Source organism: Actinomadura litoris (assembly GCF_009733595.1).
GTDB lineage: Bacteria > Actinomycetota > Actinomycetes > Streptosporangiales > Streptosporangiaceae > Spirillospora > Spirillospora litoris.
Genome location: NZ_WOFH01000016.1, coordinates 23,978 through 37,374, shown reverse-complemented (window position 1 = coordinate 37,374; position 13,397 = coordinate 23,978). Strand labels below are relative to the sequence as shown.

Below are 13,397 nucleotides of genomic sequence, written 5' to 3'. Positions count from 1 at the left end.
CCGGGAGGCGAGTGGACATGACGCGACCGAAGGCGGTCCTCATCGGGGCCCCCGGCTCCGGCAAGAGCACGGTCGGCGCGGAGCTGGCCGGCCGGCTCGGCGTGGCGCTGCGCGACACCGACGCCGACGCCGAGGCCGCGGCGGGCAAGCCGATCGGCGACATATTCGTCGAGGACGGCGAGGAGCGCTTCCGCGAGCTGGAGCGCGCGGCCGTCGCGGCGGCGCTCGGCGAGCACGAGGGCGTGGTCGCGCTCGGTGGCGGCGCCGTGCTGGCCCCCGAGACGCAGGAGCTGCTCGCCGGGCACACCGTCGTCTACCTGCGGGTGGGCCTGTCGGAGGCGATCAAGCGGGTCGGGCTGGCCTCGGCCAGGCCGCTGCTCGTGCTGAACCCGCGCAGCCAGATGCGCAAGCTGCTGGAGGAGCGGCTCCCGGTCTACGAGCGGCTCGGCACGCTCCACGTCGACACCGACGGGCGCGAGCCCGCCGACATCGTCGAGGAGATCGTGCGGGCGCTGCCGTGACCACCCGCATCCGCGTCGGCGGCGCGGCCCCCTACGACGTCGTCATCGGGACGGGAGTGCTCGGCGAGCTGCCCGCGATGGTGGGGGAGCGGGCCCGGACGGTCGCGGTCGTCCACGCCGAGGGCCTGCCCGAGATCGCGCGGCCGGTGTGCGGGGCGCTGGAGCGGGCCGGGCACGAGGTCCACGCGCTGCCCGTCCCGGACGGCGAGGCCGCCAAGGAGGCCGGCGTCCTCGCCGGGCTGTGGTCGGCGTTCGCCGCGCTCGGCATGACCCGCACCGACGTGGTCGTCGGCGTCGGCGGCGGCGCCACCACCGACCTCGCCGGGTTCGCCGCCGCGTCCTGGCTGCGGGGGGTCCCGGCGGTGCTCGTCCCGACCACGCTGCTCGGCATGGTGGACGCGGCGGTCGGCGGCAAGACCGGCATCAACATCCCCGAGGGCAAGAACCTCGTCGGCGCGTTCCACCCGCCCGCCGGCGTCCTGTGCGACCTCGCCACGCTGGTCACGATGCCGCACGAGGACTACATCAGCGGCCTCGCCGAGGTGATCAAGGCCGGGTTCATCGCCGACCCGAAGATCCTGGAGCTGGTCGAGGCCGACCCGGCGGCGGCCGTGTCGCCGGCCGGGCCCGCCACCCGCGAGCTGGTCGAGCGCGCCGTCCAGGTGAAGGCCGACGTCGTGTCGTGCGACCTGAGGGAGAGCGGGCTCCGCGAGATCCTCAACTACGGGCACACCCTCGCCCACGCGATCGAGAAGGCCGAGGACTACCGGTTCCGGCACGGCCACGCCGTCGCGATCGGCATGGTGTACGCGGCCGAGCTGTCGCGCCTCGCGGGGCGCCTGCCCGCCGAGGTGGTCGAGCGGCACCGCGCCGTGCTGGCCTCGGTGGGCCTGCCGGTCTCCTACGGCGCCGCGTGGCCCGGCCTGCGCGCCACGATGAGCATCGACAAGAAGGCGCGCGGCGCCACGCTCCGGTTCGTCGTGCTGGACGGCGTCGCCGAGCCCGGCCGCCTCGAAGGGCCCGACGAGGCGCTGCTCGCCGCCGCCTACCGGGAGGTCGCCCGATGACCCGCGTGCTCGTGCTGAACGGCCCGAACCTCGGCCGGCTCGGGATCAGGGAGCCCGACGTCTACGGCACCACCACGCTCGCCGACCTCGCGGAGCTGTGCCGCGCCGAGGGGGAGCGCCTCGGCCTGGACGCCGAGGTCCGCCAGACCGACGGCGAGGCGGAGCTGATCGGCTGGGTGCACGAGGCCGCCGACGGGCGGCTGCCGGTCGTCCTCAACCCGGCCGCGTTCACCCACTACTCCTACGGGCTGCGCGACGCGCTCGCCCAGCTCACCGCGCCGCTGGTCGAGGTGCACATCTCCAACCCGGCGGCCCGCGAGGAGTTCCGCCACACCTCGGTCGTCGCGGGCGTCGCCACCGGCACCATCGCCGGGTTCGGCGTGAACTCCTACGTCCTCGCCCTGCGCGCGGTCGCCGACCTGCTGGCCCGGGAGCGCTAGGCGGAGTCGACCGCCTCCCGCGTCATCGCCTTCAGCTCCTTGACGATGTCGTCCAGCGGGGCGACGTCGCGGTGGGCGCGGCAGAGGATCGTGGCGCCCTCGACGGAGGCGACGATCAGCCGCGCGAGCCGCGCCGCGCGGTCGTCGGCGACGCCGGCGTTGCCGAGGCCGGTGGCGAGGGTGTCCTGCCAGCGGTCGAACACGCGCGCGGCGGCCGCGGCGAGCTGCGGCGCGTCCTCGTGCGACTCGACGGTGACGGCGACGACCGGGCAGCCCGCGCGGAACTCGCTGCGGATGAGCACCTGCCGCCACCAGCCGGTGAAGGCGTCCACGGCGGACGCGGCGTCGCCGCCCTCGGTGGCCGCGAGGATGCCCGCGTTGAGGAACTCCCCGGCGTAGCGGACGGCCTCCTCGGCGAGCTGCGCCTTGCCCTCGGGGAAGTGGTGGTAGATCGAGCCGCGCGGCGCGCCGCTGTGCGCGATGACGTCGCGGAACCCCGTCCCGCTGTAGCCGCGCTCGCGGAACAGGTGGGCGGCGCTGCGCACCATGCGCTCCCGGCTGTCGGTCCCCATCCCCCGATTATGACCCTCATCATAAGCTTTGGCGATTCTCCATGACGGCCGTCATATTCGGCGCGCCCCGCATGGCGACCAAGATTCCCTCAGGGGTTACCGGCGAGTAAGGTTCGCTCTGGAACGGATCGAAGGAGATTTCGTGATCGACCTCCAGCGCGACGGAGACGTGTACGTCCTGCGGTTCGACGCCGGTGAGAACCGGTTCGGGCCCGACTTCCTCGCCGCCGTCGAGGAAGCGCTCGACACCGTGGAGAAGGACGAGGGGCCCCGCGCGCTCGTCACCACGGGAACCGGGAAGTTCTACTCCAACGGCCTCGACCTGGAATGGCTCGGCGCCAACCCGGAGCGGTTCGAGGACTACCTGGGCCGCGTCCACGCCCTCTACGCGCGGCTGCTGGCGTTCCCGGCGCCGACGGTCGCCGCCGTCAACGGGCACGCGTTCGCGGGCGGCGCCATGCTCGTCCTCGCGCACGACTTCGCGGTGATGCGCGAGGAGCGCGGCTACTTCTGCCTGCCCGAGGTGGACCTCGGGATGAGCTTCACACCGGGGATGAGCGCGCTGGTCCAGGCGCGGCTGCCGGGCGCGACCGCGCACGAGGCGATGCTCACCGGCCGCCGCTACACCGCCGAGCAGGCGCGGGACGCGGGGGCCGTCCAGCACGTCGCCGCCGAGGCCGAGGTGCTGCCGGCGGCGACCGGGCTCGCCGCGTCCATGGCGGGCAAGGACGGCACGGTCGTCGCGCGGATCCGCTCCGGCCTGTACCCGGAGGCGCTGGAGGCGCTGCGGGGCCCGGTGTTCTCGTGACCGGCGGCGACCCGCTACCGTCGGCTGAATCAGGTTCGGTTCGAGAGGGGACGCCGGCATGCGCATCGGGATGGCGCTGAACTACGCGGGCGGTTTCAAGGAGACCGTCGAGGAGCTGGCCGACTTCGAGAAGGCCGGACTCGACATCGTGTACGTCGCCGAGGCCTACAGCTTCGACGCCGTCAGCCAGCTCGGCTACATCGCCGCCAAGACCGAGCGGGTGGAGATCGCCTCGGGCATCCTGAACATCTACTCGCGGACGCCGACCGCGCTCGCGCAGACCGCCGCCGGGCTCGACTACGTCTCCGGCGGGCGGTTCACGCTCGGCATCGGCGCCTCGGGCCCGCAGGTCATCGAGGGCTTCCACGGCGTCCCCTACACCGCGCCGCTCGGCCGCACCCGCGAGATCATCGAGATCTGCCGGACGGTGTGGCGCCGCGAGACCCTCCGCCACGAGGGCCGCCACTACACGATGCCGCTGCCGCCCGAGCGCGGCACCGGGCTCGGCAAGCCCCTGAAGATCATCAACCATCCGGTGCGGCCCGACATCCCGGTCCTGGTCGCCGCGATCGGCCCGAAGAACGTCGAGCTGACCGCCGAGATCGCCAACGGCTGGGAGCCGATCTTCTACCTGCCCGAGAAGGCCGCGGACGTGTGGGGCGCCTCGCTCGCGGCGGGGAAGGCCAAGCGGGACCCGGCGCTCGGCGCGCTGGACGTCGTCGGCCAGGCGCCGCTGGCGATCGGCGAGGACGCCCAGGGGTTCCTGGAGTTCGGCCGCCCGATGGCCGCGCTGTACATCGGCGGGATGGGCGCCAAGGGGAGGAACTTCTACAACGACCTCTGCCGCCGCTACGGCTGGGAGAAGGAGGCCGAGGAGATCCAGGACCTCTACCTGGACGGCAAGAAGGACGAGGCCGCCGCCAAGGTCCCCTACGAGCTGCTGGAGAAGATGTCGCTGATCGGCCCGGAGGGGCACGTCCGCGAGCGGCTCGCCGCGATGAAGGAGTCGGGCGTCACCACGCTCAACGTCACCCCCGTCGCCGGGGACCACAAGAGCCGCCTCGCGCTCGTCGAGAAGGTCAAGGAGATGGCCGACGACCTGTGAGGACCGCGGCGGCGCGGGCCGGGCTTCCGGCGGGTCGCGCGCGGCCGTAGAGTCCTACCCATGGGGGAGACGCACATCGAACGGCGCCGCCGGCTGGCCGCGCGCGTCGGTGAGAGGGACGCGGGCGCGCTGCTGGTCACGCGGCTCGTCAACGTCCGCTACCTGACCGGCCTCGACAGCTCGAACGCGGCGCTGCTCGTCCCGGCGGACGGCCCGGCCGTGCTCGCCACCGACGGCCGCTACGCCGGGATGGCCGCGCAGGTCTGCCCCGAGCTGCGCGTCGTCGTCGAGCGGGGCGCCGCCGCCGCGCTGACGGCCCTCGCCGCGGGCGGCGGCATCACCCGCCTCGGCTTCGAGGCGCACGACCTCACCGTCGAGCGGCACGGGGAGCTGACCGCGCGGGCGGAGATCGAGCTCGCCGCCCTCGGCCGCCTCGTCGAGGAGCTGCGCCGCGTCAAGGACGAGGAGGAGATCGGCCTGCTGCGGGAGGCGTGCGCGATCACCTGCCGCGCGTTCGACGCCGTCCTGCCCGAGATCCGCGCGGGCGTCACCGAGCGGGCCGTCGCGATCGCGCTGGAGCGGGCGATGGTCGACCTCGGCGCCGAGGGCCCCGCGTTCGAGTCGATCGTCGCGTCCGGGCCGAACGGCGCGATCCCGCACCACCACCCGGGCGGGCGCGAGCTGCAGCGCGGCGACCTGCTCACCCTCGACTTCGGGGCCCGCTACGGCGGCTACCACGCCGACATGACCCGCACCGTCGCGATCGGCGAGCCCGCCGCGTGGCAGCGGGAGGTGTACGACCTCGTCCGCGCGGCGCAGGCCGCCGCCGTCGAGGCCGCCGTGCCGGGCGCCGAGACCGCGGCGGTCGACGCCGCCGCCCGTGAGATCATCAAGGCTGCCGGGCACGGCGAGGCGTTCACCCACGGGCTCGGCCACGGCGTCGGCCTGGAGATCCACGAGGCGCCGCTCCTCGGGTACGACAGGACCGGTAGGCTGGTTGACCGGGTTCCGATCACCGCGGAGCCGGGGGTCTACCTGGCGGGCCGGGGCGGTGTCCGTGTCGAGGACACGCTGGTCGTCCGCGACGGCGGCCCGGAACTCCTCACCACGACGACCAGGGACCTGCTCGTTCTGTAAGAGCGCGCGGGACCGCGACCGGGAGAATGACGCAGTGGCGACGACGAACGACCTGAAGAACGGCATGACGCTGAACATCGACGGCCAGCTGTGGACCGTCCAGGAGTTCCAGCACGTCAAGCCCGGCAAGGGCGGCGCGTTCGTCCGCACCAAGCTCAAGAACGTGCTGTCGGGCAAGGTCGTCGACCGCACCTTCAACGCCGGCACCAAGGTCGAGGTGGCGAGCGTCGACAAGCGGGAGATGCAGTACCTCTACCGCGAGGGCGAGGACTTCGTGTTCATGGACACCGAGACCTACGACCAGCCGCGCATCCCGGTGGGCACCGTCGGCACCGCCGCGAACTACCTGCTCCCCGAGCAGAACGCGGTCATCGCCTTCAACGAGGAGAACCCGCTGTACGTCGAGCTGCCCGCGGCCGTCGTGCTGGAGATCACCGAGACCGAGCCGGGCCTGCAGGGCGACCGCTCGACCGGCGGCAGCAAGCCCGCGACGCTGGAGACCGGCGCGCAGATCCAGGTGCCGCTGTTCATCTCCACCGGCGAGAAGGTCAAGGTCGACACCCGTTCCGGCGAGTACCTCGGCCGCGGTTGATGAGCGCTCGCACCAAGGCGCGCAAGCTCGCACTCGACATCCTGTTCGCCGCCGAGCTGCGCGAGGAGCGGCCGACCGCGGTGCTGGAGGCGCGGGGCCGCCCCAACCAGGACGAGCTGGCCGAGTACCCGCACGCCGTCCGCCTGATCGAGGGCGTGCAGGAGAACGGCGAGCGGATCGACGAGCTGATCGCCACCTACGCCACCGGTTGGACGCTGGAGCGCATGCCCGTCGTCGACCGCAACATCTTGCGGATGGGCGCCTACGAGCTGCTGTGGGTCGACGACGTCCCCGACGGCGTCGCCGTCAGCGAGGCGGTCGGGCTCGCCACCGAGCTGTCCACCGACGAGTCCCCGAGGTTCGTCAACGGGCTGCTGTCGCGCCTCCAGCAGCTCAAGCCGTCCCTGACGCTGTAGCCCCCGGAAGTCACCCCCTACCGCGGTCCTGTCAGGGCCCTGGCCGCCGCTGTGGCCGCCGCGCGTCCGCCGGGGGAGGCGAGGCGGCTAGGGTGGGCGGGGATGAGCGACGTCAGAGGAGTGGCCGTGGACGGCCGCCAGCAGAAACGGCCGCGGGGCGGCGGCCGCGCGCGCAGCACCGTCCTGTGGGACGCGCTGCGCACGGTCCTTGACCGCATCGCCCCCGAGGACGGCCCCCGCGACGTCGTCGACGTGGGCGGCGGCACCGGCGGGTTCGCGGTCCCGCTCGCCGAGCTGGGCCACCGCGTCACCGTGGTCGACGCCAGCCCCGACGCGCTGGCCGCGCTGGAGCGCCGCGCCGCCGAGTCGGGGGTGTCGGTCCGCTCCGTCCAGGGCGACGCGGTCGACCTGCCCGACCTGCTCGGCGCGGGCGCGGCCGACCTCGTGCTGTGCCACAGCGTGCTGGAGTTCGTCGACGACCCCGCCGCCGCGATGGCGGCGCTGACCAGTACCGTCCGCCCCGGCGGGTCGGTGAGCCTGCTGACGGCGGGCCAGGTCGCCGCCGCGCTGCACCGCGCGGTCGCCGGGCACTTCGACGACGCCCGCCGGGTGCTGACCAGCACGTCCGGGCGCTGGGGCGAGGGCGACCGGATGCCCCGCCGCTTCACCAGGGAGACGCTGTCGGCCCTGGTGCGCGGCGCGGGCCTGCGCGTCGCCGAGCTGCACGGCGTGCGGATCTTCGCCGACCTGGTGCCCGCCGGGCTGGTGGACGGCGACGCCGACTCGGCCGAGGCGCTGCTGGCGCTGGAGTCGGTCGCGGCCGTCCACCCGGTGCTGCGCGACCTCGCGACCCAGCTCCACCTGGTGGCCGACAAGCCGGCGCCGTGAGCGCAGCGAACCGGGAAACACGGCAGCGAAGCTCACGCATGGCCGAGCCGCCGGGCGAGGCGGCCTCCGAGCCGCCGGGCGAGGCGGCCGGGTGAGCCGGAAGCAGCAGCTGCACCGGCCGGGGCCGCAGCCGGGGCCGCCCGCCGACGACACCGGCTGCGCGATCCTGCACGTCGACATGGACGCGTTCTACGTCAGCGTCGAGCTGCTGGAGCGGCCCGACCTGCGCGGCCGGCCGGTCATCGTCGGCGGCGCGGGCGCGCGCGGAGTGGTGTCGGCGGCCTCCTACGAGGCCCGGACGTTCGGCGTGCACTCGGCGATGCCGATGTCGCGGGCGCGGCGGCTGTGCCCGGCCGCGGTGGTGCTGCCGGTCAGCCCCGAGAAGTACGCGCGGGTGTCGGCGGCGGTGTTCGAGATCTTCCGGTCGGTCACGCCGCTGGTGGAGCCGCTCTCGCTGGACGAGGCGTTCCTGGACGTGGCGGGCGCCGTCCGGCGGCTCGGGCGCCCCGCGCACATCGCGCGGATGATCCGCGAGCAGGTCCACGCCCAGCAGGGCATCACCTGCTCGGTCGGCGTCGCCGGCACCAAGTTCGTCGCCAAGCTCGCCTCGACCCGCTGCAAGCCCGACGGGCTCCTCGTCGTCCCCGCGGACGGCGTCGAGGACTTCCTGCACCCGCTGCCGGTCGCGGCGCTGTGGGGCGTGGGGGAGCGCACCGAGCAGACGCTCACCCGGCTCGGCCTGCGGACGGTCGGGCAGCTCGCCCAGGTGCCGCTCGCGACGCTCCAGCGGGAGCTGGGCACCGCGTCCGGCGCGCACCTGCACGAGCTGTCCTGGGGCCGCGACCCGCGCCGGGTCGAGCCGCACACCCCCGACAAGAGCATCGGCGCGGAGGAGACCTTCGACACCGACATCGACGACCCCGAGGTGATCCGCCGGGAGCTGCTGCGGCTCGCCGAGCGGGTCGGCGCGCGGCTGCGCGCGTCGGGGAACGCCGGACGGACGGTGAGCGTCAAACTGCGGATGGCGGACTTCAAGACGATCACCCGGGCGCGCACGCTGCGCGAGCCCACCGACCTCGCTCGTGTGATCTACATCACAGCATGCGAGCTGTACGAGGGGGCCGGGCTGGAACGGGTACGACTCCGTCTGGTCGGGGTCAGGGTCGAGAACCTTGGTCCCGCCGGCGAGGCCCCCCGTCAGTTGGCCCTCGACGAGCCGGAAACCGGCTGGCGCGAGGCCGAACGCGCGATCGACCGGGTGGCGGACCGGTTCGGCCGCGGCGCCGTCCGTCCCGCCGCGCTGGTCCGGCCCGCGGACGGGCGGGGCCCGCGTGACGGCGGTGACGACAGGCGATGAAAGGGGTCGGTGAGGTGGCCGGCAAGGGGTCCTCGGTTGGCCGTTCGCTTTCGTCCGCTCGTCGAGGCTCGTATTCTGGGCATATCACCGTTGAGGTTCCCGTCCTGCATCGGATACCCCGCCGCGGGGCTGTCGTTGGGAGGCGCCGTGCCGCTGTCTGAGCACGAGCAGCGCATGCTCGAACAGATCGAGTCGGCGTTGTACGCCGAGGATCCGAAATTCGCCCACGCGGTCCGATCGACGAATCCCCAGGTCCACTACAAGCGCCGGATCGTGAAGGCGGCCCTCGGCTTCGTGGTGGGCGTGTGCGCCCTGATGGCGGGCCTGGTCATGAACGCCGGCACCGTCACGATCGCGATCAGCGTGACCGGCTTCCTGCTCATGGTGGTCTGCTGCGTGTGGGCGCTGACGAGCTGGAAGCGCATGACGGGCATCGGCAACGAGCCCGCCAGGCGGGGCAGGCAGGGCCGCCAGGCCCGGCCCGCCAAGGCCGGGTTCATGGAGCGCATGGAAGAGCGCTGGCGCCGCCGCACCGAGGGCGACTGACAGGCCGACTGACAGGGCGAACGGCAGGGCGACCGACAGGCGACCGCCCGCACGGCGTTCGACTCCCCGTCCTGGCCTTCCTCATGGGCCAGGACGACCCCCTTCAGGGGCCAGGTCTCCCTGGCCCTTTCGTGTGACCTTCATCTCACGCGGGGCGGTGCGCCGTCAGCGGCGGCGCATGCGGCGGGGCAGCTCGTTCAGCCGCTCCGACAGCTCCGCCGCGCGGCCTCCGGCCGACCGCAGCGTGCCCCGCGCCTCCGCCATCGTGGAGGGCGGCAGCAGCCTGGCCCGCCAGCGGGCGCGGCGGCCCACCGACGCGGCGAACGCCTCGCGGACCGTCCGGACGTCGGCGCGCAGCCGCTCCGCCGGCGCCGGCGGCAGCGACCCCGAGTAGCGGGCGAGCTCCTCGGCGCGCGCGATGCGGGCGAGGGCCCGCTCGCCCTCCTCGTCCAGGTCCACGAGCTGCCCGAGCCGCCGCGCGGCGGCGCGCGGGGTGTCGCTCGGCAGCCAGTGCAGGCCGTGGTCGAGCGCGTCGGCGCGCAGCTCCCGCCAGGCCGCGTGCGCGGCGCCCGCCGGGTCGGCGGACGGCCGCGGCCCCCGCGCCCGGTCGTCCGCGGCGGGACCGGTGTCGCCGGCCGGTCCCGCGGACGGCGCCGTCCGCACCGCCAGCACCGCCCACCGCCGCCGCCGGGTCAGCACGCGCAGCACCATCGGCACCGCCAGCAGGGCCAGCACGAGCACCCCGCCCGCCAGCCACGGCACCGCCCAGGACCGCTTCTCCTCCTCCGCCGGGGGGAGGGGGGCGCTCTGCGGGCCCTCGTCGTCCTGCCGGTGGCGCGGCCCCGCGCCGTCCGTCTCGGACTCCTCCTCGCGCGGGGACGGGCCGGACGACGACCCGGCGGAGCTCTCCGGCCGCTGCCCCGCGCCCGGCGCGGCGGGCTGGCTGTAGACCGGCGTGGTGGCCGTGCCCTGCCCCGCCGAGCCCGACGGGGTCGGCTCGAACCGCACCCAGCCCGACCCCTCGAAGTACAGCTCGGGCCAGGCGTGCGCGTCGCGGGAGCGGACCGTCCACTCGCCCTGCCCGGTCTCGGTGCCCGGCGTGTAGCCCATCGCCACCCGCGACGGGATGCCGACGATCCGCGCCAGCAGCGCCATCGCGGCGGCGAACTGCTCGCAGTAGCCGCGCTTGCTGTGCAGCAGGAAGTCGACCAGGTCGCTGCCGTGCTGGGGCGCGGGCTCGGACAGGTCGTACACGTACTGCCCGGCCTGGGTGAACCAGTGCTGGAGCCGGACGGCCCGCTCGTGCGCGCTCGCGGCGCCGTCGGTGACCTTGCGGGCGAGGTTCTTGACCTCCTGCGGGACGCTCCTCGGCACGCCCAGGTACCGGGAGGCGATCTCGGCCGGGTACGGGTAGCCGGACCCGGCCTCCAGGTCGGCGGGCGTCGGCTGGGCGCGGACGCTGCGCACCGTGTAGGTGCGCCCGCTCGCCGAGTCGCGCAGCGAGTAGACCATCAGCGACGCGGGGTGCACCCGCCAGTCGCCCTTGATCGACACGCGGGCCGGCGCGTAGGGCACGGGCAGGAACGTCATGTTCCGGACCTCCTGCCTGACCCGCACCCGCGTGACCACCTCGCGCCTCGGCGCGATCCGCAGGCCGGGCGGCGCCGGGATGTCGCCGCCCGACAGCCGGTCGTTGACGCTGCTCTTGAGCGCCGTGTAGGTCCAGCGGTCGCCGTCGAACCGGTCCAGGGCGTACAGCCGCAGGTAGTCGGGTCCGGCGGGGTCGTCGCTCTGGTAGGTGAGCACGACCGAGTCGTCCATCCGGGTCAGCTCGCGCTTCAGGCTGACGAGCGGGTCGGGCGTCGTCACCGTCTGCGTGCCGCCGGTGCCGTGCAGGTCGAACAGGCGCGGGTGGACGCCGGGGATGGCCATCGGCAGCAGCACCGCGACCGCGACCGCGCCGACCCCGATCCGCCGCCCGCTGGCCGCGAGCGAGCCCGCGTCCGGACGGGCCGCGCCTTCCTCCCGCGCCGCGCCCGCCCCGGCCATCGGGACCTCGTCGAGGCGGCGGCGGGTGTCGACCGTCCGCCCCCAGCCGCCGACGTGCTCGCGCGCGTCGGCCATCAGCAGCGCCAGGAACCCGGCCGCGCCCGCGCCGAACGCCAGCCAGCCGACGCCGTCGTCGCGGACGGCGGCGGGCACGCTGTACATCGCCAGCAGCGGCAGCCCGGCGGGCGCGGCCCGCCGCAGCCCCACGGCCAGCAGGTCGACCAGCGTGGCGACGACGCCGACGCCCGCCGCGACCAGCAGCCCGATCCCCGGGACGAGCGGCACCGGCGCCGCGTACCGGCCGACCGCGTCCTGCCCCTCGGCGGCCAGGTCGGACAGGTGCCGCACCGAGCCCGGAGTCGGGACGAACCACAGGAACGCGTAGTCGCGCGCGTATACGACGGTCAGATAGACCACCAGCGCGCCGAGGCCGCCCGCCGGGCCGAGCGGCGCGGGCAGCCGCAGCCGCCGGAACACAAGGCCCCCGGCCGCGACCGAGGCGACCGCGCCGAGCCCGGTCCAGAACCAATTCGTGCTCTCGAACAGCGGGTACAGCGCGGCCGACCCGGCGAGCGTCGCCAGCCCGGCCATGAGCGTCATCCGGATCCTCATGAGGCGTCCCCCGCGAAGTCCTCGTCCCGGCCCGTCCGGGCCCAGGCACCGGCCAGCTCGGACGCCGACCGCACCGTCACGACCCGCCAGCCGCCCGCCCGCAGCAGCCCGGCGGCGTCGGCGGCGGAGACGCGGCCCGGGCCGTCCGGCCCGCTCCGCTCGCGCGGGCCGGCCGCGCCGACCAGCACCGCGACGCAGGTCGCGGTGCCGCGCCGCGCCGCCGCGACCGCGCGCGCCTCCTCGGCCTGGAGCGCGCCGAACACCGCGACGACGAGGCCGTCGCCCTCCCGGCCGCTGCCGAGCGTGCCGCGCAGCTCGGCAAGGCCCAGCGTCAGCGTCCGGTTCCGCGACCGCTGGCTCACCGCGAGCCGGTCGAGCAGCAGCCCCTCGAACGCGCCGTCGAACGAGGCGACCGCGCGCAGCGTCTCCCCGCCGTCGGTGACGTAGCGCAGGCTCATGCCGGTGCGGCCGAGGTGCACCCCGATGGACGCGGCGACCGAGATCGCCTGCTCGAACGAGCCCGCCGGGCCCTCGCCCCAGTGCGCGGCGGCGCGGGTGTCGAGGAACAGCGTGCCGCTGCTCTGCCAGTGCTGCTCCTCGCGCCGCACCATCAGCTCGCCGTGCCGCGCCGTCGAGCGCCAGTGCACCCGGCGCAGGTCGTCGCCGTGCCGGTACTCGCGCGGGGCGACGTCGTCCTCGCCCGCCGCCGACACCGCCCGCGCGACGCTGTCGCCGCCGCCCGTCCAGGCGCCGGCGAGACGCCCCGCCGGGAGCGGCACGATCGAGGGCGTCACCGTCAGCCGGTCCGACAGGCTGAACGAGCGCACCAGCTCCACCATCCCGAACGGGTCGGCCAGCCGGACGGTCAGCGGCCCCACCCGGTAGCGGCCCCGCACGTCCGAGCGGATCCGGTAGCCGAGCTCGCGGGAGCCGTGCGGCTCGATCCGGCTCAGCACGAACCTGGCCCGCCCGCCGAGGCTGTAGGGCACCTGGTCCTCCACCATCAGCAGCCCGCTCGGCAGCCGCGACACGTTCTCCAGCCGCAGGTCGACGCGGGCCTCGTGGCCCACCGGCAGCCGCACCGGCGACAGCCGCCGCGCGCACGCCAGCCGGTAGCGGGTCCGCGAGACCGCGAGCGTCGACAGCAGCGGCAGCGCCAGCACGAGGACGCCGGCGCGCAGCAGGTCGCGCTCGCCGAGGACGAACGCGCAGACGATCGCGGTCGCGCCGGCGGCCACGAAGGACCGCCCCCGGGTGGTGAGCCCGGCCAGCGCTCGCCTCACCGCG

At 74.9% G+C, this 13,397-nt stretch carries 14 protein-coding genes; 11 read left to right on the top strand and 3 right to left on the bottom strand.

Going from position 1 to position 13,397, the window contains the following annotated elements; all coding sequences use genetic code 11:
* The first annotated feature begins 17 nt into the window (after positions 1-17).
* Genes GNZ18_RS34925 through aroQ form a run of 3 tightly spaced genes read left to right on the top strand, consistent with a single transcriptional unit; the run spans position 18 to position 2,028 of the window.
* Positions 18-521 (top strand): shikimate kinase, encoded by a 504-nt coding sequence (locus GNZ18_RS34925; protein ID WP_156220947.1) that lies wholly within the window; start codon positions 18-20, stop codon positions 519-521.
* On the top strand, positions 518-1,588 hold the full coding sequence (gene aroB / locus GNZ18_RS34920; protein ID WP_312874911.1) for a 3-dehydroquinate synthase: 1,071 nt from the start codon (positions 518-520) through the stop codon (positions 1,586-1,588). The genes GNZ18_RS34925 and aroB overlap by 4 nt, the downstream gene beginning before the upstream one ends.
* Complete coding sequence (gene aroQ, locus GNZ18_RS34915) at positions 1,585-2,028, top strand: type II 3-dehydroquinate dehydratase (protein WP_156220946.1); 444 nt, start codon at positions 1,585-1,587, stop codon at positions 2,026-2,028. The genes aroB and aroQ overlap by 4 nt, the downstream gene beginning before the upstream one ends.
* Here the strand turns inward: aroQ and GNZ18_RS34910 are convergent.
* Positions 2,025-2,600, bottom strand: a complete 576-nt coding sequence (locus tag GNZ18_RS34910; protein ID WP_156220945.1) for a TetR/AcrR family transcriptional regulator — start codon at positions 2,598-2,600, stop codon at positions 2,025-2,027. The two genes, aroQ and GNZ18_RS34910, sit on opposite strands and share 4 nt — an antisense overlap.
* A 142-nt stretch (positions 2,601-2,742) precedes the next feature.
* Here GNZ18_RS34910 and GNZ18_RS34905 point away from each other — a divergent pair, with 142 nt between their 5' ends.
* The 8 genes from GNZ18_RS34905 to GNZ18_RS34870 all read left to right on the top strand — a co-directional run bounded on the left by GNZ18_RS34905 (position 2,743) and on the right by GNZ18_RS34870 (position 9,449).
* Positions 2,743-3,408 carry an enoyl-CoA hydratase/isomerase family protein gene (locus GNZ18_RS34905; RefSeq protein ID WP_312874910.1) on the top strand — a complete coding sequence of 222 codons (666 nt, stop codon included), beginning with the start codon at positions 2,743-2,745 and terminating at the stop codon, positions 3,406-3,408.
* A gap of 58 nt (positions 3,409-3,466) precedes the next feature.
* On the top strand, positions 3,467-4,513 hold the full coding sequence (locus tag GNZ18_RS34900; RefSeq protein ID WP_156220944.1) for an LLM class F420-dependent oxidoreductase: 1,047 nt from the start codon (positions 3,467-3,469) through the stop codon (positions 4,511-4,513).
* A 60-nt stretch (positions 4,514-4,573) separates the two neighbouring features.
* Positions 4,574-5,650: a M24 family metallopeptidase gene (locus GNZ18_RS34895; protein WP_156220943.1), complete on the top strand. Its 1,077-nt coding sequence runs from the start codon at positions 4,574-4,576 to the stop codon at positions 5,648-5,650.
* Positions 5,651-5,684: 34 nt separating this feature from the next.
* Complete coding sequence (efp, locus tag GNZ18_RS34890; RefSeq protein WP_214617816.1) at positions 5,685-6,242, top strand: elongation factor P; 558 nt, start codon at positions 5,685-5,687, stop codon at positions 6,240-6,242.
* Positions 6,242-6,658 carry a transcription antitermination factor NusB gene (gene nusB / locus GNZ18_RS34885; protein ID WP_156220942.1) on the top strand — a complete coding sequence of 139 codons (417 nt, stop codon included), beginning with the start codon at positions 6,242-6,244 and terminating at the stop codon, positions 6,656-6,658. Before efp ends, nusB begins: the two co-directional genes overlap by 1 nt.
* A gap of 102 nt (positions 6,659-6,760) precedes the next feature.
* Positions 6,761-7,546 carry a methyltransferase domain-containing protein gene (locus GNZ18_RS34880; RefSeq protein ID WP_156220941.1) on the top strand — a complete coding sequence of 262 codons (786 nt, stop codon included), beginning with the start codon at positions 6,761-6,763 and terminating at the stop codon, positions 7,544-7,546.
* 91 nt (positions 7,547-7,637) lie between these two features.
* Positions 7,638-8,903 (top strand): DNA polymerase IV, encoded by a 1,266-nt coding sequence (locus GNZ18_RS34875; RefSeq protein ID WP_312874909.1) that lies wholly within the window; start codon positions 7,638-7,640, stop codon positions 8,901-8,903.
* Positions 8,904-9,050: 147 nt separating this feature from the next.
* Entirely contained in the window at positions 9,051-9,449 is a 399-nt protein-coding gene (locus GNZ18_RS34870; RefSeq protein ID WP_214617819.1) for an SCO2097 family morphological protein, read from the top strand.
* Positions 9,450-9,614: 165 nt separating this feature from the next.
* Here the strand turns inward: GNZ18_RS34870 and GNZ18_RS34865 are convergent, their stop codons facing one another.
* Together GNZ18_RS34865 and GNZ18_RS34860 are read right to left on the bottom strand one after the other, a co-directional pair.
* Positions 9,615-12,110, bottom strand: a complete 2,496-nt coding sequence (locus GNZ18_RS34865; protein WP_246251054.1) for a transglutaminase TgpA family protein — start codon at positions 12,108-12,110, stop codon at positions 9,615-9,617.
* Complete coding sequence (locus GNZ18_RS34860; protein WP_312874908.1) at positions 12,107-13,393, bottom strand: DUF58 domain-containing protein; 1,287 nt, start codon at positions 13,391-13,393, stop codon at positions 12,107-12,109. The genes GNZ18_RS34865 and GNZ18_RS34860 overlap by 4 nt, the downstream gene beginning before the upstream one ends.
* Positions 13,394-13,397 lie beyond the last annotated feature (4 nt).